Source organism: Streptomyces sp. AC1-42W (assembly GCF_003248355.1).
GTDB lineage: Bacteria > Actinomycetota > Actinomycetes > Streptomycetales > Streptomycetaceae > Streptomyces.
Window position 1 is genome coordinate 515,440 of sequence record NZ_QKWY01000002.1, and the last position, 20,116, is coordinate 535,555.

21 protein-coding genes are annotated in these 20,116 nt (G+C 70.9%); 11 read left to right on the top strand and 10 right to left on the bottom strand.

What is annotated here, in order from left to right:
* Positions 1 to 188: 188 nt before the first annotated feature.
* Complete coding sequence (locus DNK56_RS20200) at positions 189 to 2,633, bottom strand: helicase C-terminal domain-containing protein (RefSeq protein ID WP_111336775.1); 2,445 nt, start codon at positions 2,631 to 2,633, stop codon at positions 189 to 191.
* Between the two features lie 85 nt (positions 2,634 to 2,718).
* Here DNK56_RS20200 and DNK56_RS20205 point away from each other — a divergent pair, with 85 nt between their 5' ends.
* Together DNK56_RS20205 and DNK56_RS20210 are read left to right on the top strand one after the other, a co-directional pair.
* Positions 2,719 to 3,792, top strand: a complete 1,074-nt coding sequence (locus DNK56_RS20205) for a hypothetical protein (RefSeq protein WP_111336777.1) — start codon at positions 2,719 to 2,721, stop codon at positions 3,790 to 3,792.
* A gap of 60 nt (positions 3,793 to 3,852) precedes the next feature.
* The gene (locus DNK56_RS20210; protein ID WP_111336779.1) at positions 3,853 to 4,512 is read left to right on the top strand and encodes an HAD family hydrolase; all 660 of its coding nucleotides are present in this window, start codon (positions 3,853 to 3,855) and stop codon (positions 4,510 to 4,512) included.
* Between the two features lie 16 nt (positions 4,513 to 4,528).
* Here the strand turns inward: DNK56_RS20210 and DNK56_RS20215 are convergent, their stop codons facing one another.
* The 6 genes from DNK56_RS20215 to DNK56_RS20240 form a co-directional block, all read right to left on the bottom strand.
* On the bottom strand, positions 4,529 to 5,947 hold the full coding sequence (locus DNK56_RS20215) for a DUF6177 family protein (protein WP_199563667.1): 1,419 nt from the start codon (positions 5,945 to 5,947) through the stop codon (positions 4,529 to 4,531).
* A gap of 36 nt (positions 5,948 to 5,983) precedes the next feature.
* Positions 5,984 to 6,844, bottom strand: a complete 861-nt coding sequence (locus DNK56_RS20220; protein ID WP_241990014.1) for a hypothetical protein — start codon at positions 6,842 to 6,844, stop codon at positions 5,984 to 5,986.
* A gap of 152 nt (positions 6,845 to 6,996) precedes the next feature.
* Positions 6,997 to 8,412 (bottom strand): hypothetical protein, encoded by a 1,416-nt coding sequence (locus tag DNK56_RS20225; protein WP_111336783.1) that lies wholly within the window; start codon positions 8,410 to 8,412, stop codon positions 6,997 to 6,999.
* A 317-nt stretch (positions 8,413 to 8,729) separates the two neighbouring features.
* A complete protein-coding gene (locus DNK56_RS20230) occupies positions 8,730 to 9,356 on the bottom strand; it encodes a hypothetical protein (protein ID WP_111336785.1) in 627 nt (208 codons plus the stop codon).
* 5 nt (positions 9,357 to 9,361) lie between these two features.
* Positions 9,362 to 9,760, bottom strand: coding sequence for a DUF6507 family protein (locus tag DNK56_RS20235; RefSeq protein ID WP_111336787.1), 399 nt, complete (start codon positions 9,758 to 9,760; stop codon positions 9,362 to 9,364).
* A 95-nt stretch (positions 9,761 to 9,855) separates the two neighbouring features.
* The gene (locus DNK56_RS20240) at positions 9,856 to 10,080 is read right to left on the bottom strand and encodes a hypothetical protein (RefSeq protein WP_111336789.1); all 225 of its coding nucleotides are present in this window, start codon (positions 10,078 to 10,080) and stop codon (positions 9,856 to 9,858) included.
* A gap of 201 nt (positions 10,081 to 10,281) precedes the next feature.
* Between DNK56_RS20240 and DNK56_RS36480 the strand changes: the two genes are divergently transcribed.
* The 3 genes from DNK56_RS36480 to DNK56_RS36485 all read left to right on the top strand — a co-directional run bounded on the left by DNK56_RS36480 (position 10,282) and on the right by DNK56_RS36485 (position 11,520).
* The gene (locus tag DNK56_RS36480) at positions 10,282 to 10,665 is read left to right on the top strand and encodes a cold-shock protein (protein WP_111336791.1); all 384 of its coding nucleotides are present in this window, start codon (positions 10,282 to 10,284) and stop codon (positions 10,663 to 10,665) included.
* Between the two features lie 94 nt (positions 10,666 to 10,759).
* Positions 10,760 to 11,392 (top strand): hypothetical protein, encoded by a 633-nt coding sequence (locus tag DNK56_RS20250; protein WP_146610450.1) that lies wholly within the window; start codon positions 10,760 to 10,762, stop codon positions 11,390 to 11,392.
* On the top strand, positions 11,389 to 11,520 hold the full coding sequence (locus tag DNK56_RS36485) for a hypothetical protein (protein ID WP_274543560.1): 132 nt from the start codon (positions 11,389 to 11,391) through the stop codon (positions 11,518 to 11,520). Before DNK56_RS20250 ends, DNK56_RS36485 begins: the two co-directional genes overlap by 4 nt.
* A 319-nt stretch (positions 11,521 to 11,839) precedes the next feature.
* Here the strand turns inward: DNK56_RS36485 and DNK56_RS20255 are convergent, their stop codons facing one another.
* Positions 11,840 to 12,760, bottom strand: coding sequence for a formylglycine-generating enzyme family protein (locus DNK56_RS20255; protein ID WP_111336795.1), 921 nt, complete (start codon positions 12,758 to 12,760; stop codon positions 11,840 to 11,842).
* Positions 12,761 to 12,769: 9 nt separating this feature from the next.
* Positions 12,770 to 13,552: an aminotransferase class IV family protein gene (locus DNK56_RS20260; protein ID WP_199563666.1), complete on the bottom strand. Its 783-nt coding sequence runs from the start codon at positions 13,550 to 13,552 to the stop codon at positions 12,770 to 12,772.
* A 574-nt stretch (positions 13,553 to 14,126) separates the two neighbouring features.
* Between DNK56_RS20260 and DNK56_RS20265 the strand changes: the two genes are divergently transcribed.
* From DNK56_RS20265 to DNK56_RS20275, 3 genes are all read left to right on the top strand, one after another.
* On the top strand, positions 14,127 to 14,675 hold the full coding sequence (locus DNK56_RS20265; RefSeq protein WP_241990015.1) for a hypothetical protein: 549 nt from the start codon (positions 14,127 to 14,129) through the stop codon (positions 14,673 to 14,675).
* A gap of 119 nt (positions 14,676 to 14,794) precedes the next feature.
* Positions 14,795 to 14,977: an FxLD family lanthipeptide gene (locus DNK56_RS20270; RefSeq protein ID WP_111336799.1), complete on the top strand. Its 183-nt coding sequence runs from the start codon at positions 14,795 to 14,797 to the stop codon at positions 14,975 to 14,977.
* A gap of 133 nt (positions 14,978 to 15,110) precedes the next feature.
* Positions 15,111 to 15,584 (top strand): lantibiotic dehydratase, encoded by a 474-nt coding sequence (locus tag DNK56_RS20275; protein WP_158558498.1) that lies wholly within the window; start codon positions 15,111 to 15,113, stop codon positions 15,582 to 15,584.
* A 98-nt stretch (positions 15,585 to 15,682) separates the two neighbouring features.
* Here the strand turns inward: DNK56_RS20275 and tnpA are convergent, their stop codons facing one another.
* Positions 15,683 to 16,111: an IS200/IS605 family transposase gene (tnpA, locus tag DNK56_RS20280; protein WP_111336803.1), complete on the bottom strand. Its 429-nt coding sequence runs from the start codon at positions 16,109 to 16,111 to the stop codon at positions 15,683 to 15,685.
* Between the two features lie 23 nt (positions 16,112 to 16,134).
* Between tnpA and DNK56_RS20285 the strand changes: the two genes are divergently transcribed.
* The 3 genes from DNK56_RS20285 to DNK56_RS20295 are packed head-to-tail and all read left to right on the top strand — an operon-like array spanning position 16,135 to position 20,094.
* Positions 16,135 to 17,490, top strand: a complete 1,356-nt coding sequence (locus tag DNK56_RS20285; protein WP_199563574.1) for an RNA-guided endonuclease InsQ/TnpB family protein — start codon at positions 16,135 to 16,137, stop codon at positions 17,488 to 17,490.
* Between the two features lie 7 nt (positions 17,491 to 17,497).
* Positions 17,498 to 19,024 carry a lantibiotic dehydratase family protein gene (locus tag DNK56_RS20290; RefSeq protein WP_241990016.1) on the top strand — a complete coding sequence of 509 codons (1,527 nt, stop codon included), beginning with the start codon at positions 17,498 to 17,500 and terminating at the stop codon, positions 19,022 to 19,024.
* On the top strand, positions 19,021 to 20,094 hold the full coding sequence (locus DNK56_RS20295) for a lanthionine synthetase C family protein (protein ID WP_111336807.1): 1,074 nt from the start codon (positions 19,021 to 19,023) through the stop codon (positions 20,092 to 20,094). Before DNK56_RS20290 ends, DNK56_RS20295 begins: the two co-directional genes overlap by 4 nt.
* The last annotated feature ends 22 nt before the right edge of the window (positions 20,095 to 20,116 follow it).

Here is a 20,116-nt window from a genome sequence, read left to right on the forward strand (position 1 = left end):
GGCGGCCTGGGTCAGCCGCCGGCCGCCGTCGGTGCGGTGTTCGCGGACGAAGCCGCCGAGTTGCCGGGCGGCGTCGGTGCGTCGCATGTGGATTCCCCCGTAGTCGCGGACACGCCGAAGTGTGCCCGTGCGGGGTGCGGGGCGAAACAGTTCCGGCGCGAGCTTCTGCCCGGCTCCGGCGGGCGGCCCTACTCCGCGAGTTCGGCCACGCCCGTGATCCGGTGCAGCGGGTACGTGCGCAGCTCGTCCGCCGTGTGGTCGTACGCCGTGACGAAGCCGCCCTCCACGCGGACCGGGGCGATCACCCGCTGGCTGGCCGCGCCCTCCGCGTTGACGTAGCCGATCCACACCGCGGACCCCGTCATCGCGGCGGCCTGCACGGTGACCAGGGTCTCCGCAGGGGTGGTGCGCGGCAGCGCGCCCGGCGGCGCCCCGGGGGCGTCGGACTCCTTCCGGACGTGGGCGACCGTGGCGGCCGTGTCACCGGCCCGGATCGCCCGGACCGCCGCACCGAGCAGGGTGGCGTCCGGCACGGGCGGCCCCTCGGGCACGGGCGCGGGCGCCGACCGGGGCGGGGTGCGGCGCGCACCGGCGCGGGTGATCAGGACGTCCCCGTCGGCGGACTCCGCGGCGGGCGCGTACCCCATCTCGCGCAGCCCGTCGAGGAGCGACGCGGGGTCGGCCGCGGCCGCCAGCACGGTCGGCGCGATCCGCCGCAACCGCAGCGCGGCGGCCCGCTTGTCGGCCAGGATCTCGCCGAGCACCGTCTCGTCGTCGCAGCGCACGTACGAGGACGCGGCACCGATCCGCAGGCGGCCGTGGCGGCGGGCCACGTCGTCGATGAGATAGCTGAGCGGCTGCGGCACCGGCGTACGGCTGTGCGTGGCCAGGAAGGCGTGCAGGTCGCCTGCGGTCTTCCCGGCGTCCAGGGCGCGGCGGACCGAGCCGGGTGTGAAGCGGTACACCGTGGCCCCGCCCTTGGACTCGACGTCCGCGAGGATGCCCAGCAGGTCGGCGAGCGGGCGCTCCAGCGGGCCCGGCGCCACGGCGGTCAGGTCGGCCTGGAGCAGTACGTGGTCCAGGGGCTCGGGCAGCAGCGGGGCGAGCAGGGCGGCGGCCTTCGCGGGCCCGGCGGTGAGCAGGGCGCGGGTGTGCGAGGCGAGGGCGCCGCGGCCGGTGATGCCGAGGACTTCCGCGTCGTTGAGCGTCCACAGGGCGATCCGGGACCGCAGGTCCATGCCGTCCCCGGCGGCGGCCCCGCGCAGCGGGCGTTCCCAGCGGAGCCGGGCGAGGACGGATTCCGGGTCGGGCGCGGTGCCGTCCGGCAGCGCGTCGAGGAGGGCCAGGACCCGCCCGCGCACCTCGGGCGCGGCGGAGCGGTCCAGGTCGGGGCCGAGGGCGGACAGCGCCCGCCCCTTCGCGTCCTGGCCGCCGACCAGACCGGCCGTGCGGGTCGCGGCGAGCCAGGCGGTGGCGAGGGCGGTCCAGCGCTCCTGGGCGGGCAGGTCCAGCCATTCGTCGGACGCGGGCGTCGGCGCGTACCGCTCGTCCGCCTCGCCGTCCGAGGCCAAAAGGCCGGCGCCGTAAGCCAGTTCGGCCCAGAACGCGGCGAGGGGTTCGCCGACGTCCAGCGCGGCGGCGGTCCTGCGCAGCTCGCGGACGCTGAGCCCGCCCGCGCGCAGGACGGGCGGCCCGCCGCCGTTCCACAGCTTCAGCAGCTCCTCGACGGTGGACACGGCGAGGAACGCCTGCCCGGCCGCCGCGCTGTCCACAGCCTGTGGATCGCGTTCGGCGACGGCGGTCACGGCCGGCGGCCGGGGCTCGGGCACCCGGTGGGCGCGCCCGGCCCGCAGATGCAGCGCGGCCTCGCGGGGCAGGACGACGGTCCGGGTCGACACCGGCAGCAGCAGCCCCCGGTCGCGCAGCCACCGCACCGGCGGCGTCGGGTTCGGCGTGACCTCCCCGTACGGCGGCCCCCACACCAGCCGGTCCAGCACCGCCAGGGCCTCCATGGGGGCGGTGTCCAGCAGCTCGCCCATCCGGGCGCGGTCGGTGAACAGCGAGGTCAGGGCGGTCACCGCGGACACCGGGTCGTGCGTGGCGGGCAGCCCGGCGGCGGCCAGGATCTCCTGGAGTCGGCCCGGCGACATGCCCGCGGTGGCCTCGGCGACGGTCGGGCCGAGGCCGGTGGGGGAGGGGTGCTGCGGGGACGGCGCCAGCAGCTCCCGCGCCGTACGGACCAGGCGCAGCCGGTCGTCGTCGCCCCACACCAGGGCCTGTTCGCGCAGGGTGCCGAGCGCGCCGGGCAGCGCGGCCGCGATGGCGGCGCCCGCGTCGTCGCGCTGCTCGCCGTCGTCCTGCCCGTCGCCGGTCAGCAGCCCGAGCAGCGTCCCGTACGGGGCGGGGTCGGGGGCCACCGCCAGCGCCTCGGCGGTCTGGAGCGCGAACCGGTCCAGATGCTCCACGGCCCGGACCACGGAGGCGCGGGTGGCCGCGCGGGTGGCGAGCTGGGTGATGTCGCCCGGCACGGGGGAGAGGAGATCGGGCCGCGCCCGCAGCAGCCCGGCCAGTGACTCGTCGTCCCGGGCGCGCAGCGCCTCGGCGAGCGTCCGCGGTGGTGTGGTCGTCCCCATCCGCCCCACGGTAGTCGCTCCGGACAGCCCCGAGGGCGCTACCGTCGGTGCAGGCCGGCAGCGCGGAACCGAGGGGAAGCATCGGGTGGGGATCGAGAGCGAGCAGCTGGTCCACGACTATCTGAGCCGGGTCGGGGACCTCGCCCTGCAGCAACAGCTGTCGTCGGGCGACCGGATGAGGCTCGTGGCGGACCTCCGCGCCGAGATCGACCGGCAGCGCAGCGCCCAGGCGGCGCACACACCGGGCCAGGTACGGCGCATCATCGGCACGCTCGGCACGCCCGACGAACTGGTCGCGGAGGCGGCGCGCGCGGGCATACGGAACGCGCCGGAGGCGCCGGGGGGCGCGGGCGCCCCGGACATCCCCGCACCGCGCGCCGAGGGCGGCCCGCACCGGGCGGGCACGGACGAATGGGGCCCGGATGGCGGCGGGCCGGACTGGTGGCGTGTCGAACCGGGCTCGTTCGGTGAGACGGGCTCCTTCGGTGAGGCGGGGCCGTGGGGCGAGGCGGGCCCCTTCGGCGAGTCGGGGCCCGGAGCGTTCGGCGAGTTCGGTCCCGGTACGGAGGTGGGGGGCTTCCGGGGCGGCGTGGAGATCCCGGAGCTGCTGCGCCCGCCGAAGGAGGAGCCGGAGCCGGACGCGGACGAGGGGGACGAGGGGCCGGACGCGGACGAGGCCGGGGACGGGGACGGGGACGGGGACGGGGGCGCGGTCGCGGGAGGGGCTTCCCCGCAGAAGCCGCGCCGCCGTCTGCCGAAGCTCCGCCGCAGCCGCCCCGCGCCCGAGGCCGCGGCGGCTCCGGCGGCTCCGGCGGCCGCCCGCCGGGGCTTCGGCCACCCGGTGCTGCTGCTGGCGGCGGCGCTGCTCGTGGTGGGCGCGGTGATGGGCTCGCTGCTGGCCCTGGCGGGCGGCTGGCTGCTGGCGTACAGCTCCCGCAAGCTGTCGCGCGCGGAGGCGAAGTGGGCGGCGCTGGGCCTGCCCGGCGTGGTCGGGGCGTCGGCCCTGGTCTGGCTGTGGGGCCGCATGGACGGCCGCTGGGGCGACCCCATCGCGGAGAACGGAATGAAGGACGCCCTGGCCGACACCTGGCCGCTGACGGTACGCACGGCGGCGGTGGCCTCGGCGGTGTTCCTGCTCTGGCGTGCGCGGCGGAAGTAGGAGGGCGGGGCCGGGGAACGGGGGGCCGGGAGCGGAGGGCCGGGGGCCGGGGGCGCCACAATGGTGGGCATGACCCCTCCCATAACCCCTTCTCCCACCACCCTTTCCCTGACGGTCGGCTTCGACCTGGACATGACCCTCATCGACTCCCGCCCCGGCATCAGGGCCGCGTTCCTGGTGCTCGCCGCCGAGACCGGAGCCACGATCGACGTCGACCTGGTGGTGAGCCGCCTGGGCCCGCCGCTGGAGCAGGAGATAGCGCACTGGTTCCCGGCCGACCGGGTGTCCGCGATCGCGGACCGGTACCGGGAGATCTACCCCTCGTACGCGATCACCCCGGCGCTCGCCATGCCGGGCGCGCGGGAGTCGGTAGAGGCGATCCGGGCGCTCGGGGGCCGCACGATGGTCGTCACCGCCAAGTACGAGCCGAACGCCAAGCTGCACCTCGCCCACCTCGGCATCGAGCCGGACGTCGTCGTGGGCGATCTCTGGGCCGAGCAGAAGGCCCTGGCCCTGCGGGAGCACGGCGCGACGATCTACGTGGGCGACCACACCGGCGACGTACGCGGCGCCCGCGCCGCGAACGCCCTCTCGGTGGCCGTGGCCACGGGCCCGTGCGACGCCGGCGAACTCCGCGAGGCGGGCGCGGACACGGTCCTCGCCTCGCTGACGGAGTTCCCGTCCTGGCTGGAGGCGTACACGGCGACGCAGGCCCGCTGAAACCCCACCCCGCTCGCTACCGGACTTCACCCGGCGAATCGGCCGACGCGGCCATGTGCGCATGAATCCTCCGCAGCCCGTCCCAGCCGGACGGGTCGGTTCCGTCGCCGAGTGCGTAGTGGAGACCCGGTCGTGCGGCCGGGCCGAGGCGCACCGGCACGATGTCGGAGAGGGGAGCGCCGGTGAGGCCGAGATCGGTGACGGCTTCGGACCCCAGTGTGAAGGAGACGGGTGCGGCGGGCGGCTGGTGCCGGGCCGGGGTCGTCAGATCGGCCCGGGCGGACCGCAGCTGGGCGACCATGGTGGCGAGGCCGTACCCGGCGGACAGGGACGCCGCCAGTTCCTGGAGGAGACCCAGGGGTACGTCGCGCCCCGACGTGTAACCGAGCGCGAGAGTGAGACGCTCCTCGACGCCGGCGGAGGTGTGGGACACCCGCAGGGTGGCGACTGCGGGTTGGCCGGCCCCGCCCACCGCGACCACCCGGGTGGGCAGGGACAGCCGGGCGCGACCACGCGCGAGATCGGTCAACTGGCGCGGAGACCAAGGTACGTTGACCGGCTCGGCACTGGCCCATCCGGCGGGCGGCTCGCCCGTGAGGATGCGCCAGACCAGCTCCGCCGCACCGCCGAGGACGAGGTGGTCGTGGGCTGGGTGGATGGTGCGGAGGGAAACGAGGAGCTGCCGTTCGTTCGCCGCTTCGACCACGTGCCGGAAGGCGCCGGAGATGACGGGCACGCCGTCGTGGTCGGTGACCGGGGCGAAGCGCCCGTCGTGCCAGTCGAGTACGACGCCGGAGAGCCCGTCGTAGTAGCCGCACTCCGGGTCCCGGACGATCCAGCGCGAGGGCAGCCCGTCGAGCAGGGTGTGGGCGGGGAACGTGAGCCGGGTGCCGGGCGGGGTGAGCAGCTGCAACTCCCTCCCCGTACGGGAGGCATTGCGGGCGACGTCGCTCAGCCAGGCGGTGGCCGCGACGACCGGACGGCCCTGGATCACCACGGCGGCCCGTTCGGTGAGCACGTCCACGCCCGGAGGCGCGGTGTCGGCCCGGGCCTCCGCGAGACCGCCCACCACGTCGGTGTGCCGGGCGTCGCGGGGCCAGACGGTCCCCCCGAGAACCGCTGCCAGCCGTCCCGCGACGGACCCCGCGAGCCGCCCGGCCTCTTCCGTCGCGCTGGTCGCCCGTGCCTCCGTCCACCACACGGGCGACTCGTCCCAGACGCCCTTGCCCAGCAACCATGCCACCTCCCCCGGCACTTGGAGGTACCGGGGCGCTTCCAGCGACACGAGCGTCTGCCCGGAATCCGTGCACAGCTCGGCTACGGAGCCGCCCCCGGCCTCGTTCACCCGCAGATCGGGCCCGCCGGCGTACAGCGCGGCCAGCAGGGTCTTGGTGTCGGGCATCCGGGGAGTGAGGGCGACGACGTCCTGGGTCATGCTGCTCCGTTTCGTAAGAAGGGAACGCACCGCGGGTCAGTCCCGGCCGGACAGCTCCTCCAGGGCGTCCAGGGACGGTGCTGTCGCGAAAGCCGCCGCGCTGACGACACCTGCCTGCGGCCCTGCCGGACGGCGGGCGAGTCGGTCCAGCGCGCGGAGTGGCCGAAGCCCTTCGCTGCAAGCTTCCCGCAGGCTCGACAACCAGACCGCCCCCGCGTCGAACGCCGCGTCACCGGCGGCGGTACGGGGCACGTACCCGGCGGCGGAGTCGTCGGTCGCCGCCCAGACGTACCCCAGTGTCACGCCGTCACGCCGGACCGTGGTGTACCTGACAGGTGCCTCGGTGACCTGCTCGTACTCCTCATCGCACCGGGGCAGCCGGGCGTCGAGCAGGCGGGTGCGGTCGAGCCGCTCGAACGTCCCCCAGGCGTCGTCGTAAGCGGGGCCCTCGATCCGTGGGTCCGCGAACCCGGTCTCGTTGGGTGTCGCGTACCGGTTCTCGTCACCCGGCATCGGCGGGGTACCCAGGAAGGTCGAGATGCCGTCGAGCGCGGCAGCGAGTCGGGGTGCGTTCAGAGCGTGTACGTCGGGCTGCTCCCTGCCGCGTGTGTCCATCGTGAGCCAGGCATCGGAGAAGGTCTCGAGCGTGACGACGAGCAGGGTTCCACCCCACACCTCCACCTGAATGGCGAAGAGCTTCTCCGCGCGGTGGGAGCGTACCGGCTCCAGCCACGTGCCGGGGCAGTCGACGCGCAGGACGGCGACGAGGTCGCCCTCCAGCGCTTCCGTCTGCTCCAGCGCCCGAACCACCGGCGAATTCGGCGCCCACGGCGGCGTGCCGAGCCCCAGCCCGCTCAGTTCCACGTGGACGTCCCTCGGGTCGGTCTCGTCGGACACGCGCAGAGTGGCCGAACCACCGAGAGTGGCGAGGTCCCGGTCTGCCAGTTGGTTCCACAATCCCGCCGCAGTGGGTGTGGCACTGCTGGGGCGAAATGCGGCACCGCTCGGGGAGATTTCCCACACCCACTCGCCGACTGGAGTAGTGGTGATCACAACATGTCCTTGGGGTCGGTGCGGCTCCCCGGCGGGATGACGAGATTGCCGTCTTCCAGCCGGATGACGAACGTGATGCCTCTGCCTTTTCGCCCGCGCGCGCCGCTATGGATGGCCAAGAGGTCATCGTAGGAGCCATTGGTCAGCCAGTCCCGTACGGTGCCACGGCCTCCGTCCACGAGCATCACCGGGTGGTCGGCGTCGGCGACCGCCAACTGCAACAGGTACTTGCCACGCGTGATCTCGCTGACGGGATCCTGCGGATCGTTGAGGTGCTTCATCTGGTACGCATAGATTTCGCCGGATTCGTCTCTGATGCGGACGTCCACGTCGGCACCGACCGGCACCTTCTGTTCGAAGTCGATGGCGTGGGCCGGCACACCGTTCTCCACCAACTCGTCCGCGAAAACCAACTGGTCGGCGGACGACTGAAACATGTTCGTCTTGTTCGCTCCCAGAGCGGAGACGACCTGACCGTACTCATCTGCTTGATTGAATCGGCCGGAAGCGATGATGTCGGCGACGCGCTGTCCGTTCGGCTCCGACGCAAGCCGATCCAGGACCCGCTCCAGCACATTCGGTTTTGGGCGTTTCTTTCCCGGAATCCCTTGGACGGCATCGCGGATGCGTTGTTCCGTCTCGCTTCCGCGTACGAGAGGCTCGTTCTCGGGCGGGTGGCCACCGGGCGCGCCGGGGACGTTCTCGCCGCCGGAACTCCCTGACCCGCCGTCGGAGCCACGGCCGGTGCCGGCGTCCTCATCCACGTTTCCGTCGGAAGCGTCACCTCGTTCGCCCACTGGCCCATCGCGGTGAGTGCGGTGTGTTCCCTCCCTGGCAGGGTGTGGACCGGTGCTCTGGTGCGCGTGAGCTGCGTGGTGCTCCGCCTGCCTGCCGACAGCGACCGGCCGGCGTTCGGGTTCGGCTGCCCGTTCGGGCCCCGAAGGTTCGTGTCGTGCCGGTTGTGGGTGGGGGTTGCCGTCGGGGTCGAGCGCGACGAAGGTGCCGTCCTTGTCGATGCGGTAGCGGTGGTCGAGGTCCAGGGCTCCGTCCGGGAACCTCGTGGGCGGGATGCTGAGGTGGGCGCTGACGTCGGCGAGGACCCGGGAGACCTTGGGGAGGTCGGACAGGGCCTTGGCGGCCTTGAAGGCGCCACCGAGCGGGTCGAGCGCGTCGCCGATACGGGCCACGGTGCCCGCGGCCTTCGCGAAGCTGCCGCCCTTGCCGAGCTTGGCCGCGACCCCCAGCGGGCCGGCGAAGAGGGTGAGGATGTTGAAGGTGATGATGGCGTGGCCGCGTGCCGGGTCCTCGGGCACGACGTCGTACGCGACGAGCTGCTTGCCGAACTCCTTCGCGTACGCCTTGCTCTCCCGCTGCCAGTCCGACAGGTGCTCGCCCTGGCCGAGAAGATCCATGCCGTACGCGTAACCGCCGACGGCGGTGCGACGTAAGCCGTTCCACGCCTCGTCGCGTGCCTGGGTTCCGTGGAAGCCCGCCAGCGTGCCCAGGCCGTCGATGCCGCCCCAGATACTGTCCTTGGCGAGGCCGTCCCAGGCCCAGCTCTTGGCCTAAGGGCTGTCCCGTAATCCCCGGCGGGCGCACGACGACAGCTACGGCACCTCGCTGCGTTGTCGGAACGTCCGAATACGTCCAGTATGCGAACGCCCCTCCGCCTTGCGATGCACCGCATCTGACGCCGCGCGCTGATCCACCGGGGATTACGGGACAGCCCTTAGTCCCCCCACCAGCCGAGGCTCCAGCGTTCGTACGTGCGGCCTTCCGGGCTGCCCCACGGCAGGTCCTTGATCCCCGCGAGCAGTTCCGCGTCCGGGCCGTACATGCGCGACCCGTGGGAACCGTCGTCGGCGGTCCAGCGGGGCCTGCACACGGCCGGGCTGATCGCCTCGATCGCGTTCGCGGCCTTGCGCTCGGCCTCGTGGAAGCCGTCCTGCGCCGTTGCCACGGCATCCATCAGCGCCTGGTGCTCGTCTACCTTCTTCTGGTCCTCGGTCCAGTCGTCGTCGCCCTCGACACCGTCCACGAAGTGGATCGCGTCCAGCTTCAACTGCTTGAGCCGGTCGGCGTGCGGCTTCGCGTCGTGGATGAAGGTGTCCAGGGCGTCGGCCAGTGCCGAGATGTCCGCGGCGAACTCGTCGGCCGTGTCCATGACCGGCTGTGTGGAGGAGAACAGCCGGTCGGCCTCCGGCGCCCGGTAGTAGATGGCCGTCGCCTGAAAGCGGGAATGGACGTCCTTCCCGCTGACGCGGATGCCGACCGCGTGGGTACGGAGACGGGAGGTGGCGCGTTCCAGCTGGGTGAAGTCACCGGTGTACTGCGGTATGCCCCCGGGATTGATCACGCAGGCTACTCCCCGCCCCGCTCGTCGGACGGCTGCCCGGCTGCCCGGATCTCGGCAGGGGTGGGGGCCTTCGCCGCCTCGCGCTGGGCCCGCGCGGCCATGGCGAGATCGCCTTCGAGGTACTCGGCGGTCGCCTTGACCGTGCCGTCCATGGACTTCTTGGCGCGGGCGGCCATGAAGGTGATCTTGTGCTGGGTGTCGTACACGAAGTTCAGCACGGCGGCGCCCACCGGGCCTGCCGGAGCCTCACCGCAGTACGGCCCGCTGATCGTTCCCGCGGCCAGCGCGGCGTCCTCCACGCTCGTGCCGTAGCCCTTGACGTCTTTGCTCAGATCCTCGGCTGCAAGCCCGACCAGGGACAGGATGGACTCCACCCCGCCCGGCTGGATGTCCCACCCCGTCATGCCGACCCCCCGGCGTGCGCTCCGCTTGGAGCTCCATCTCTACCAAGGGGTACGTTGCACATGCAACGTAGTTCCGGCCAAAGGCGCGCCCGGTGTCAGGGTTCCCGGGAGGTGGCGCGAGCCGTGCGGATCACGCCCGCCGCCGCGATCAGGAAGCCGACGCCCATCAGCATGCACAGGGACCAGGCGATGGGCGGCAGGGGGTCCGTGCCGAGGAAGAGGGGGGCCATGGTGGCGAGGGTGGAGAGGGCGCCGACGAAGAAGACGATGGCGCCGATCCGGACCAGCCGGTCGCCTGCGCCGGAAGTGGGAGTGCTCACCCCGTCAGGGTAGTTCCCCGGTGCGGTGGAAACGTGTCCGGGTGAAGCAGGTGCCGTTTCCGGACACAGTCCGGATGACCAGGCTTGACGAGGGGTACGTCACCTGTGAAGGCTTTAGCCAGCAGGGGAGCACGACCACAGGACGGCCTGACCTGCTGAGGGCATTCGTTCCGGCACACGGGTTGAGATGGGGTGCGTGCTTTGCCGACTGGCAAGGTCAAGTGGTTCAACAGTGAGAAGGGCTTCGGCTTCCTCTCGCGCGACGACGGCAGTGACGTCTTCGTGCACTCGTCCGTGCTCCCGGCCGGGGTCGACGCTCTCAAGCCCGGCCAGCGGGTCGAATTCGGTGTGGTCGCCGGCCAGCGCGGTGACCAGGCGCTCTCCGTGTCGATCCTCGAACCGACCCCCTCCGTCGCGGCCGCCCAGCGCCGCAAGCCGGACGAGCTGGCGTCGATCGTCCAGGACCTGACGACCCTCCTGGAGAACATCACCCCGATGCTGGAGCGCGGCCGCTACCCCGACAAGGCGGCGGGCGCCAAGATCGCCGGCCTCCTGCGCGCGGTCGCGGACCAGCTCGACGTCTGACCCCGCCGTTTCGGTCGGGGTGATGAGGCGTCGTTGACCGGACATTGTTCTGCGGCAGGAGATGCTGGGCGCTGACGCGAGGGGCCACACGGTCTTGAACGATCAGTGCCGGGCGCTCGGCATGCGCGGCGTCCTCGGTCCCGGATTGTGCACCGACATCCTCTATACTCCGTCGCGGTTCGACCTCGTGCGCGATTGGTCGGACGGCCGTGGCCCGCACTTCGCCCTCCCGCCCACCGCGATCACCCTCCGCCCGAAGGAGGGCGGGCCCGACGCGTTGCCCTTCAACGTGGTCAGCTACCGCCTTGCCTACGCCAGCGCCCAGCAGCGCCAACTGGAAGCCGAGTGGCTGACCACCTGGGCCGACAAGGGGTGGAAGGCCCCCGACGGAGGCCACCGCGTACTGCCAGCCATCATCGGTGGCGACAACAACAGCTACCCGGAGCCGGGCACCCCGGGAGACGTGCCCGTGCCCGACCTCTCCGCCATCGAGGACCGGCCTCACCGCCCGCACCGCTCGCGCCGAGGCCCCGATGGCGTCTGCGTCCCTGACACCGAACCCGACCACACGCTCCGCACTGCGGGCCTCGAAGGCATCGCCCGCTACTGGGTCAACAGGACGGCGAAGCAGGCGCGCCGGCCCGAACCGTCAACGCCAGTGAGACCCACGGACCCGACAGCCGGATCGACCGCGTCTACCTCACACCCGGCCTCCTGCCCGCCGTGACGGGCGTCGAAGTGCACGAGGTTCCTCTCGACGTCTCCGACCATCACATTCCCGTCATGACCCTGGCCAGCAGCAGTTTCGCCGACGCACTCACCAGCTACGCCCCTGGCCCGCACCTGACCGTCTGAACTCCGCCGTACGGCCTTGACCGCTGCCGGGCCGTACGGCGGACTCGGGGTTCCCCCAGTACGCAGAGTCCGCGTGCTGCACAGTCATGCAGGACCGTGGGCTGAGGGAGCGGCGCCCCCGCGCCCCGGCCCATCGGGCCGGTACAGCCAGAGCCTCAACCTTCCTCGCTATGCCCGATCGTCAGCGCACCGGAGAGCACTGCCTCTCAGAAACGCCAACGAGTCGACTTCAGTTGTCATCACACGAACCATCACCGAGAGCGCCCTGGTTCAGGACCCGACGGCCGGCCAGTCGAACGAGTTCGCCCTGAACCCTTCCCTACCGGTGGTTCTCGACGCAGCGGAAGCCGGTGTCGTTGTCCTTCATCGATTCAGCGGCTGTGTTGAACAGCGATGGTGCTGCCCGGGCGATCGGGGACGTGAAGGCCGAGCCTTTCAGGTGGTAACGGCCGTTGCCGGGCTCTTCTGCGGTGGAGCACCACTCCCATACGTTGCCGCAAAGGTCGAAGACTCCGAACGGGCTGGCGCCGGACTGATACCGGGAAACAGGGGTCGTGGCGTCGATCCCGGACTCGGCCGTGTTCGCCTTGGCGGCCGTCGGCTCATTTCCCCAGGGGTAGATGCGTCCCCTCGGTCCGCGGGCGCCCTTCTCCCACTGCTGCGCGGAGGGCAGGGACTTGCCGGCCCATCGGGCATACGTGGTCGCGTCGTGCCACGTCACCCACACCACGGGGTGAGTGGCAAGCGTGATCGGGCAGCGGCCACCGGGCCAGTGCTGGGGTGGCCGATGCCCGGTGGCCAGCACGAACTTTGCGTAGTCCTCATTCGTCGTCGGGTAGACATCCATAAGGAATGGCTCCAGCCACACCGAGCGGTTGCCGGGGCCGGAGAGGTAGATGCCCTCTTCGACGAGGGCCATGACCTTTCCGTCGACCGGATGCCGGCGAGTGGTCGGATCCCTTCGCAGGAGTTCTTCGGCCCGCTGGTCGTGCTCAACAGCGGCGCGTTCGGTCATGAGCTCGGCGAACCGCTGCTGGACATCGGGCGAAGCTTGAGCGAGAAGCGTGTCCAGGGCCGACTGGTTGTCGAGTTCGAGTTCGATCGTCTCCCCCCGACTCTTCCATCGTGGGATCTGGCGAGGGTTCACGCCGACTTGATCGGCGAAGTCGCGCTGCTTGCTGCGCATCGCTATGCGCAGCAGCTCGGCCTCTCGCCCTGTCCATCTGAGTACCCCTGCCATGGACTTGGTCTACAGGATTTCGCCGGGGATCGACAGATACATCTCTTGGAGCTGCCTCAAAACCGGGTGGTCTACAGGGAACTCGGTGTCGTCGATCGAGGCGAGGGGACGGACGCCGATCGAGGTGTTCGTGGCGAAGGCCGCAGCCATGCCTTTCGCCTGCTCCAGCGTGACGGTCGCGGTGCGATGGTCGCCTCGCTGCTGGAGCAAGGCCATGGTGACGCCGGGAAGTACAGGAGCCTCGGGCCACACGACGGTACCTGCTTGGTCCACGAACGCCACATTCCAGGTTCCGCCTTCGGAGACGAATCCGTCGCGGCCGACGAACAGAGCGTCGTCGTAATCCACCCGCTGGGCCGTACCCCGGGCGTGCAGGGCACCGAAGAGGCCAGTGTGCTTTACCTGCGGCAAGTCACGCTCGTATACCTGGCTCTGGGCTCGCAAGGGGGCCGGAGGCAGTGTGCCGGCGCCGCGAACGGACACGAGGATGTGCGGCTCGTTGGCGGCGGCCGGGTGGCCCATCTCGATCCCCGGGTCGTAGATGGTGACGCGCACGACGCACGGGAGCGTCTGTCCCTCCAGCGCCTGGCGGAGGCACTCGCGAACCCGGCCGATGTCCAGGGCCGAGCTCCACACGATCTCGCAATCACGTGTGAGGCGTTCGAGGTGAAGGGCCAGACCGCGAATGCTGCCGTGGGCATCGACGCGCATGGACGTGAAGTGCCCGACGTTCGTGAGCGCCAGGGGAAGCAAGTCATCTACGGATACGGGCTTTCCATTGAGTGTCGCCATGCCGCCCAGCATGTCAGGACCGCCCACTCCGATGGCACCCCGAGCTTGGTTACTGATGAGTCAACGTCATCTGAAAGTCATTCCCAAGCCATTGCGGCGGGGTGTTCGCTGGTCACCGCGCAACTACGTCGAGTGATCGACGGTGCGATCGATTCTGCGGGCCGCAACAGACCGGCAAGGCCCCTAATCGCAGAACGCTAGCCGACCCTTCCACTGACGAGGACGCCCATGTCCGAGAGTGTGTTCCCGACCCGGTCGGCCGCCGTCAGCCACCGCCGACGGCGGTCGCTACGGACCGATGCCTTCACGTTGCACCATGTCCGTCGTGCCGTGATCCTGCCGGTGCTGCTTCTCGCGGCGCTGCCGGCCGTCGTCTTCGCCGTCTGGTCGATCAGCGCGATGCCTCCCGGCTGGTTACTGGTCGGCCTGCTCGGTGGGGTGGCCGGCGTCGCGCTGGTCACGGCCCGCGGAGTGCATACCACCGCCGACGCCGCCGAGACAGCGGATGAACACGTCATCTGCCGAGCCGTCGCACCAGTCTCCGCTCCAGACCGCCCCGGCAACCATGTACGAGATGCACACCCTGAGCACGGACGCCGAGCGGGCGGAGGCGGTCGCGCTTGTACAGGACCGTCAACGCCAGCTCTCCGTAGGCGGCCTGCCCAAACCCGCCCGAGCAGACATACCGGCGCTGTTCCGCGACCCGCAGTCCGTACTGGCCGGGCTGTTCGAGGAGGGTGTACTGCTGGCCTGCATGATCCGCCAGCGTACGTCCAGGCACGGATGGGATGAGGGCCCGTGCCTCTTCCTGAGCTGCTTCCACACTCTGCCCGGCCACGGCGACAACGCCGTCCAGCTGATCACACTGTGGACCTCCGGCTTCGCCACCCGGCTGGGCCTGCTGCTCGTGCGAGCGGAGGTCTTTGCCCGTGATCCCCTTCACGATGATCCGATCGCCCCTTTCCTCCGTTGCGTCATCGACATGGGCTGGAACCTGCGAGGGACTGGCAAGGGGCAGCACGGCGAGCCGGTCGCCCGGCTCGAACTCATCGCCGATTGTCGGCCTGGGCTGAGAGCCCTCATCGGCTGCCAGGTGCAAACCCCGCGGCCCGCCCCAGCCTGACAGCTCGGCCCACCGACTCCAGGCGCCTCGGCCGAGGCAACTTCGCCGGCCTGCCCGTCTGGTAGCAGGCCCCGGGGCCCGACCGGGTTCCGGTATCCCCACCGCACCAGGAGGCATGCATGACCGCTATCCGGACCGAGAAGCCGACCACGCCCGCGCAGGCGGACCTCGTGACACCCGACGACCCGTTCGGGCTCAACATCACCTTCATCGAGGGCACGCCCGCGACCGAGACGGTCCTGATGTGCAGCACCGGCGACACCTGCGGCAGCTCCTGCCCCAGCGCCTGCACCACCTCGTAAGCCGGGACAGCCCGGTACAGCGTGCCGGACGGGGACTTCCCCGTCCGGCACGCCCCGCCCGTCACACCAGAAGATGAGGAGAGCGCTGATGACACGGCAACGGCCCAGACGGTACGAGGGCACAGGACAGGCCATGCTGCGCGCGGCGGTTCACGTCAACGCTCCCGCGATGCGGCCCTGGCCGGGGTCCACAGCGCCTGCCGAGGTGTGGCGCGCGTGGCTCAGCACGGTGTGGTCGGATACCGCCTTTCGAAGCGCCGTGTCGCACGCGAGTCCTCACCTGGCCGAGCAGGTGCAGGCCATCATCACGGGCCGCACTCCGAAAGTGCGCCGGATGCGCCGAGCGGCGCTGGCCACCGCCCGCTACGCGATCCGCCACGCCCACCGCTCAACCCCTTTCGGCCTGTTCGCCGGAGTCGCGCAACTCGACTTCGGCCAGTCCGGCTCCATCCGGTTCGGGAATGACCACCAGGCCGTCACCCGGCCCGACCCCGTCCGTCTCGACGAGATACTGACCGCCTGGGAGAGCGATGCCGGGCGCATGGCTGACGCCGAGGTCTGCGTCAACCCCCTTCTCCGGAAGAACAGCCAGCAGGTCTACCTCTGATCTTGGCCAGTGCTCCGCCCTTCAGGGCGGGGGTGAAGGCCATCCTTGGCGCGGAGGCGCGCAGCGCCGGAGTTCGCTGCGAGCCTCCGGGGCAACGGTCAGATGGGCCGCTTCTGGTTCTCGATGTACTGCTTGACCGCGGTCAGCGGTGCGCCGCCGCAGGAGCCTGCGAAGTAGGAGCCGGACCAGAAGTGTCCGCCCCACAGATATCGGCGCACGTGGCTGTCGTACTCCTTGCGCAGCAGCCGGGCCGAGACTCCCTTGAGGCTGTTGACCAGCTTGGAGAGCTGGACCTTTGGCGGGTGGTGCACCAGGAGATGCACGTGGTCGTCCTCGCCGTTGAACTGTTTCAGCTCGGCCTCGAAGTAGCTGCACACCTCCCGCATGATCTCTTCGCACCGCGTCAGCATGGCGTCGGTCATGGCCTTGCGTCGGTACTTCGTTACGAAAACCAAGTGGACGTGCAAGTTGTAGACGACGTGACGTCCTGTGCGTACATCGGGATTGGGGTTCCATCGTGGTGACATAAACCTATGCTAGGGTGAAGATCATGGGTCAGGAAATCGCGTACGAGAAGCGGCAGTTCGGGCACCGCGCCCGACTGGCGCTCACTCCTGCGCAAGTCCGGCTCATGGACGACCAGGGCCACGCGGCGCGTACGACGTGGAACCTGCTGCACGACTTCTGGACGATGACGCCGAAGTACCGCCGCGACTTGAAGGCTGCGGACGAGGCGATCCGGCAGGCCCGCAAAGAGATCGACTGGCTCGGTGTGCTGCCCGCACAGGCGGCACAGGCCGTCCTCAAGACGTATTTCCAGGCATGGAAGAACTGCTGGGAAGGACGGGCGGACGAGCCGAACTTCAAGGCCCGCATCCGCACTCCGCTGACGGTGGACGTGCCGCAGGGCCGGGATCTGAACATCGTTCGGATCAACCGCCGCTGGGGCGAGGCCCAGATCCCGAAGATCGGACGGGTCCGGTTCCGCTGGACCCGCGACCTTCCCATCGGCAAGCGGGCCGACACCGACAACCGGATCACCGGGGCACGGCTGGTCAAGGACTCGCTCGGCTGGCACATCGCCTTCCGCGTCCAGACCCGAGAGGCCGTCCCGGCCCCGCACACCGGTCCCGAGATCGGCATCGACTTCGGCGTGAACCTCCCCCTCGCCCTATCGGACGGCAACCACCAGGACCACAGCCACGCGCCGCGCCTTCCCGACGGCACCGCCGACCGGGACAAGTGGCTCACCGAGAAGGAAAAAACCGTGCTGCTCCGCCTTGAGCAGCACGCCGCACGTCTCAAGCAGCACCGCAAGCGCGGAGAGAAGTTCTCAGGCCGCCTGCGCGCTGTGTACCGCCGGATCGGCAGACTCCGAGCAACAGCCACGCGACGAGCAACCGACTGGCAGCACCAGACCACCACCATGCTCGCCCGCACGTATGGCGTGATCGTGGTGGAAGACCTGCACATCACGAACATGACCAAGAGCGCCAAGGGCACCATCGAGGAGCCGGGCAGGAACGTCGCGGCCAAGGCCGGACTGAACCGCTCCATAGCCCAAGAGGCATGGGGCCGGACCATGACCATGCTCGGGTACAAGACCGCCCGAAACGGGGGCACCCTGGTCAAGGTCCCGGCCCCGTACACCTCCCAGCGCTGCCACGCCTGCGGGCTCGTCACACCCGGCAGCCGCGAGGACCAGGCCACGTTCGTGTGCAAGAACAGCATGTGCGGATGGACCGGCAACGCCGACGAGAACGCGGCCCGGAACATCCTGCACCTGTACCGGATCGGCCACACCGTGGTCATCCCGGCTGCCGGGAGGGCAGTCGTCAGGCGGCGTAAGCCGTCCAACCCACCGGCGCAAGCCAGGCGGGAATCTCCCTCGTTCACGAGGGAGTGAGCTTCAAGTGCCGTCCGAAGGAAATGCCGAGTTCCTGCTTGCCCTCGGCCCCGCGCTGCGTCTCGTCCTAGATCTGGCCCGGACACCGATCGCGTACAGCCAGTTGGCCGACAAACTGAGCGCGGAGTTCCCCGCCGTGAGCGGCGTACAGCGCGACCGGTTTCTGGGCGAGCTGCTACAGGTCCGGCTGCTGCGCTCCTCCCTGCGCTCCCCCGCGACCATTACCAACCCAGCAGACGTCCTACCGCCTGCGGTGGATTTCCAGACGACGGACCTGATGACAGCTAGCGACCTGCGGCTGGACGCCGACGTGCGACTGCCCGTGCAGGTGCTGGCCGAGGCGGAGACGGCAGCGACCGTCCTGGCCCGTCTGGTCACCCATCCGAACGGGACACCAGCCTGGCGTCGGTGGACCAAGCAGTTCACCGAGCGCTACGGGGAGAACTCCACAGTGCCGGTGGAGATGGCCACGGATCCCGACCACGGCCTGGGCTTCCCGGCAGGGTTCGTCACAGCGAGCGAACCGCCCCGGCCGATGTCCCGGCGTGACCGCCTGCTGCTGGAGCTGGCCGGTAGCGCCGCCGCCGAAGGCCGTCACAGCATTGCGCTGACCGGGGCGATGATCGAGGAGCTGGAAGCTGCGGCCGAAGGCGAGTCGCAAGGGCTGGCGCCCCACCTCGAACTGGCCGCCCAAGTGCACTCCGCATCCGTCCAAGCTCTGGACCGGGGCGACTTCCGGCTGCGCGTTCTGACCGTGTCCCGCTCGGCCGGATCGATGACCGGCCGCTTCTGGCACCTGTTCCCCGGCACTGAGACAGCGTACGCGAGCCTTCCCACGGTCGATCCGGAGGCGGAGCTCGCGCAGCTGTCCTTCCACGCCGGGAGGGTGCCGGCTGACCTGCTCACGCGCGCACCGCAGGCCCTGCCCCGCGTGGTGAGCGTCGGTGAATTCCGTCACCCAGCCCCGCACGTCCTGTTCCCCCGCGACCTGTCGGTCACCGTCACCGGGGGCAGCGCGCGACTGGTGGAGTCCGTGACGGGCAAGCCGCTGGAGTTGCTGGCACCCACCGCCATCAACTTCCTGTGGAACAACTACACCCCGCCGATGGCCCGCTTCCTCGGCGAGATCAGCAGGGCCGCCAGCCCGCAGGTGACCTGGTTCGACTGGGGCGCCGCTTGGGCCCTGCCCTTCACTCCGGCCCTCACCTACCGGCGTATCGTTCTTACAGCCGCCCGGTGGAAAATCCGCAGCCGCACGCTTCCCCACCGCACCGCACCACTCCATGAATGGGCGGACCAACTTGGCTTCTGGCGGGCGCGAATGAGGGTGCCGGAGCGGGTCCTGCTCGCCGAGGACGACCAACAGCTCCCGCTCGACCTGTCCCGCGACGTCGACCTGGACATCCTGCGCGCGCACCTGGACGCCAGCCCCTTCGGTGTCGCCACCCTGCACGAGGCGCCCCCGACTGGCGCCGACGGGTGGATCGGCGGCCGGGCCCACAGCATCGTGCTCCCTCTGGCCAGGCGCTCATGACCACGACGACCGTGCCCCGTACGCAGGACCTGTCCGAGGGTGCCTTGGGGATGGCCCTGCTCGACATCGAGCGCCGTGACCTGCCCACAGCGCGCCGCCACCTCGCCCAGGCCACCGCCCGGGGGGTCAGTACGGGCAGCAACGCCAGCCTCTTCCACGGCGCTCCCGCCCTGGAGTTCGTCCTGGCCCGCGCCCACGGGGCCGGCGACGGTGTCCGGATGGCGGTCGACCGCGTCGTGGACGCCCGGCTCGCCGCCGCCCACCACCGTCAGGCGGCCGGCGAGTTGCCCCACCTCGCCGAGTGGGACCTCATCCGCGGCCTGACAGGGCTCGCCGCCCTGCTGCTCTCCCGCCAACCTCCCGCTCCCCGGTTGCCCGACGTGCTCGCCTGCCTCGTCGCACTCGCCCGCCCCACCCGGGGTAGCGGCCGGCTGCTGCCCGGATGGTGGTCGGCACTCGGCCCGGACGGGAAAGAGATGCCCGGCGGGCACGGCAACAACGGCATGGCCCACGGCATCGCCGGGCCCCTGGCCGTGCTCTCCCTCGCCCTGCGAGAAGGAGTGACCGTCCCCGGTCAGGAAGAAGCCGTCGGCACGATCGCAACCTGGCTCGACCGGCACGGCACCCACTACTGGTCCACCGCAGCCCACCTGGATGCAGAGCAACCGCCCGCACCGCCGGAACCGGCCCGCCAGTCCTGGTGCTACGGCCGGCCCGGCATCGCGCGCGCCCAGCAACTCGCCGCGCTCGCCCTCGGCGACACCGCCCGCCGCCGCGCGGCCGAGGACATCGTCGTGACAATCCTGGCTGACCCGCTGCGCCTCGCCCACATCACCGACTCCACGCTCTGCCACGGCTGGGCCGGGCTGCTGACGCTCACCCGCGCGGTCGCCGCCGACAGCCCCGCCCCCGCACGTTTCACCCCGATCGTCCAGGACCTGCGCCGACGGCTCGCCACCACCTGGGAACACCTGCCCGGAACAGGCTTCATGGAGGGCCGTGCCGGAGCCCAACTCGCCTTGCACGCCGCCGACATCACCGGCTGGAGCCGCGCACTCCTGCTCACCTGACTCCTGAACCCGAACCTTGCGA

Excerpts from the sequence above, each read along its gene's own strand:
- DNK56_RS20200 (WP_111336775.1), bottom strand. The coding sequence starts at position 2,633 with ATGGGGACGACCACACCACCGCGGACGCTCGCCGAGGCGCTGCGCGCC.
- DNK56_RS20210 (WP_111336779.1), top strand. The coding sequence starts at position 3,853 with ATGGTGGGCATGACCCCTCCCATAACCCCTTCTCCCACCACCCTTTCC.
- DNK56_RS20215 (WP_199563667.1), bottom strand. The coding sequence starts at position 5,947 with ATGACCCAGGACGTCGTCGCCCTCACTCCCCGGATGCCCGACACCAAG.
- DNK56_RS20225 (WP_111336783.1), bottom strand. The coding sequence starts at position 8,412 with ATGGATCTTCTCGGCCAGGGCGAGCACCTGTCGGACTGGCAGCGGGAG.
- DNK56_RS20235 (WP_111336787.1), bottom strand. The coding sequence starts at position 9,760 with ATGACGGGGTGGGACATCCAGCCGGGCGGGGTGGAGTCCATCCTGTCC.
- DNK56_RS20255 (WP_111336795.1), bottom strand. The coding sequence starts at position 12,760 with ATGGCAGGGGTACTCAGATGGACAGGGCGAGAGGCCGAGCTGCTGCGC.
- DNK56_RS20260 (WP_199563666.1), bottom strand. The coding sequence starts at position 13,552 with ATGGCGACACTCAATGGAAAGCCCGTATCCGTAGATGACTTGCTTCCC.
- DNK56_RS20265 (WP_241990015.1), top strand. The coding sequence starts at position 14,127 with ATGCACACCCTGAGCACGGACGCCGAGCGGGCGGAGGCGGTCGCGCTT.
- DNK56_RS20270 (WP_111336799.1), top strand. The coding sequence starts at position 14,795 with ATGACCGCTATCCGGACCGAGAAGCCGACCACGCCCGCGCAGGCGGAC.
- DNK56_RS20275 (WP_158558498.1), top strand. The coding sequence starts at position 15,111 with ATGCTGCGCGCGGCGGTTCACGTCAACGCTCCCGCGATGCGGCCCTGG.
- tnpA (WP_111336803.1), bottom strand. The coding sequence starts at position 16,111 with ATGTCACCACGATGGAACCCCAATCCCGATGTACGCACAGGACGTCAC.
- DNK56_RS20285 (WP_199563574.1), top strand. The coding sequence starts at position 16,135 with ATGGGTCAGGAAATCGCGTACGAGAAGCGGCAGTTCGGGCACCGCGCC.
- DNK56_RS20295 (WP_111336807.1), top strand. The coding sequence starts at position 19,021 with ATGACCACGACGACCGTGCCCCGTACGCAGGACCTGTCCGAGGGTGCC.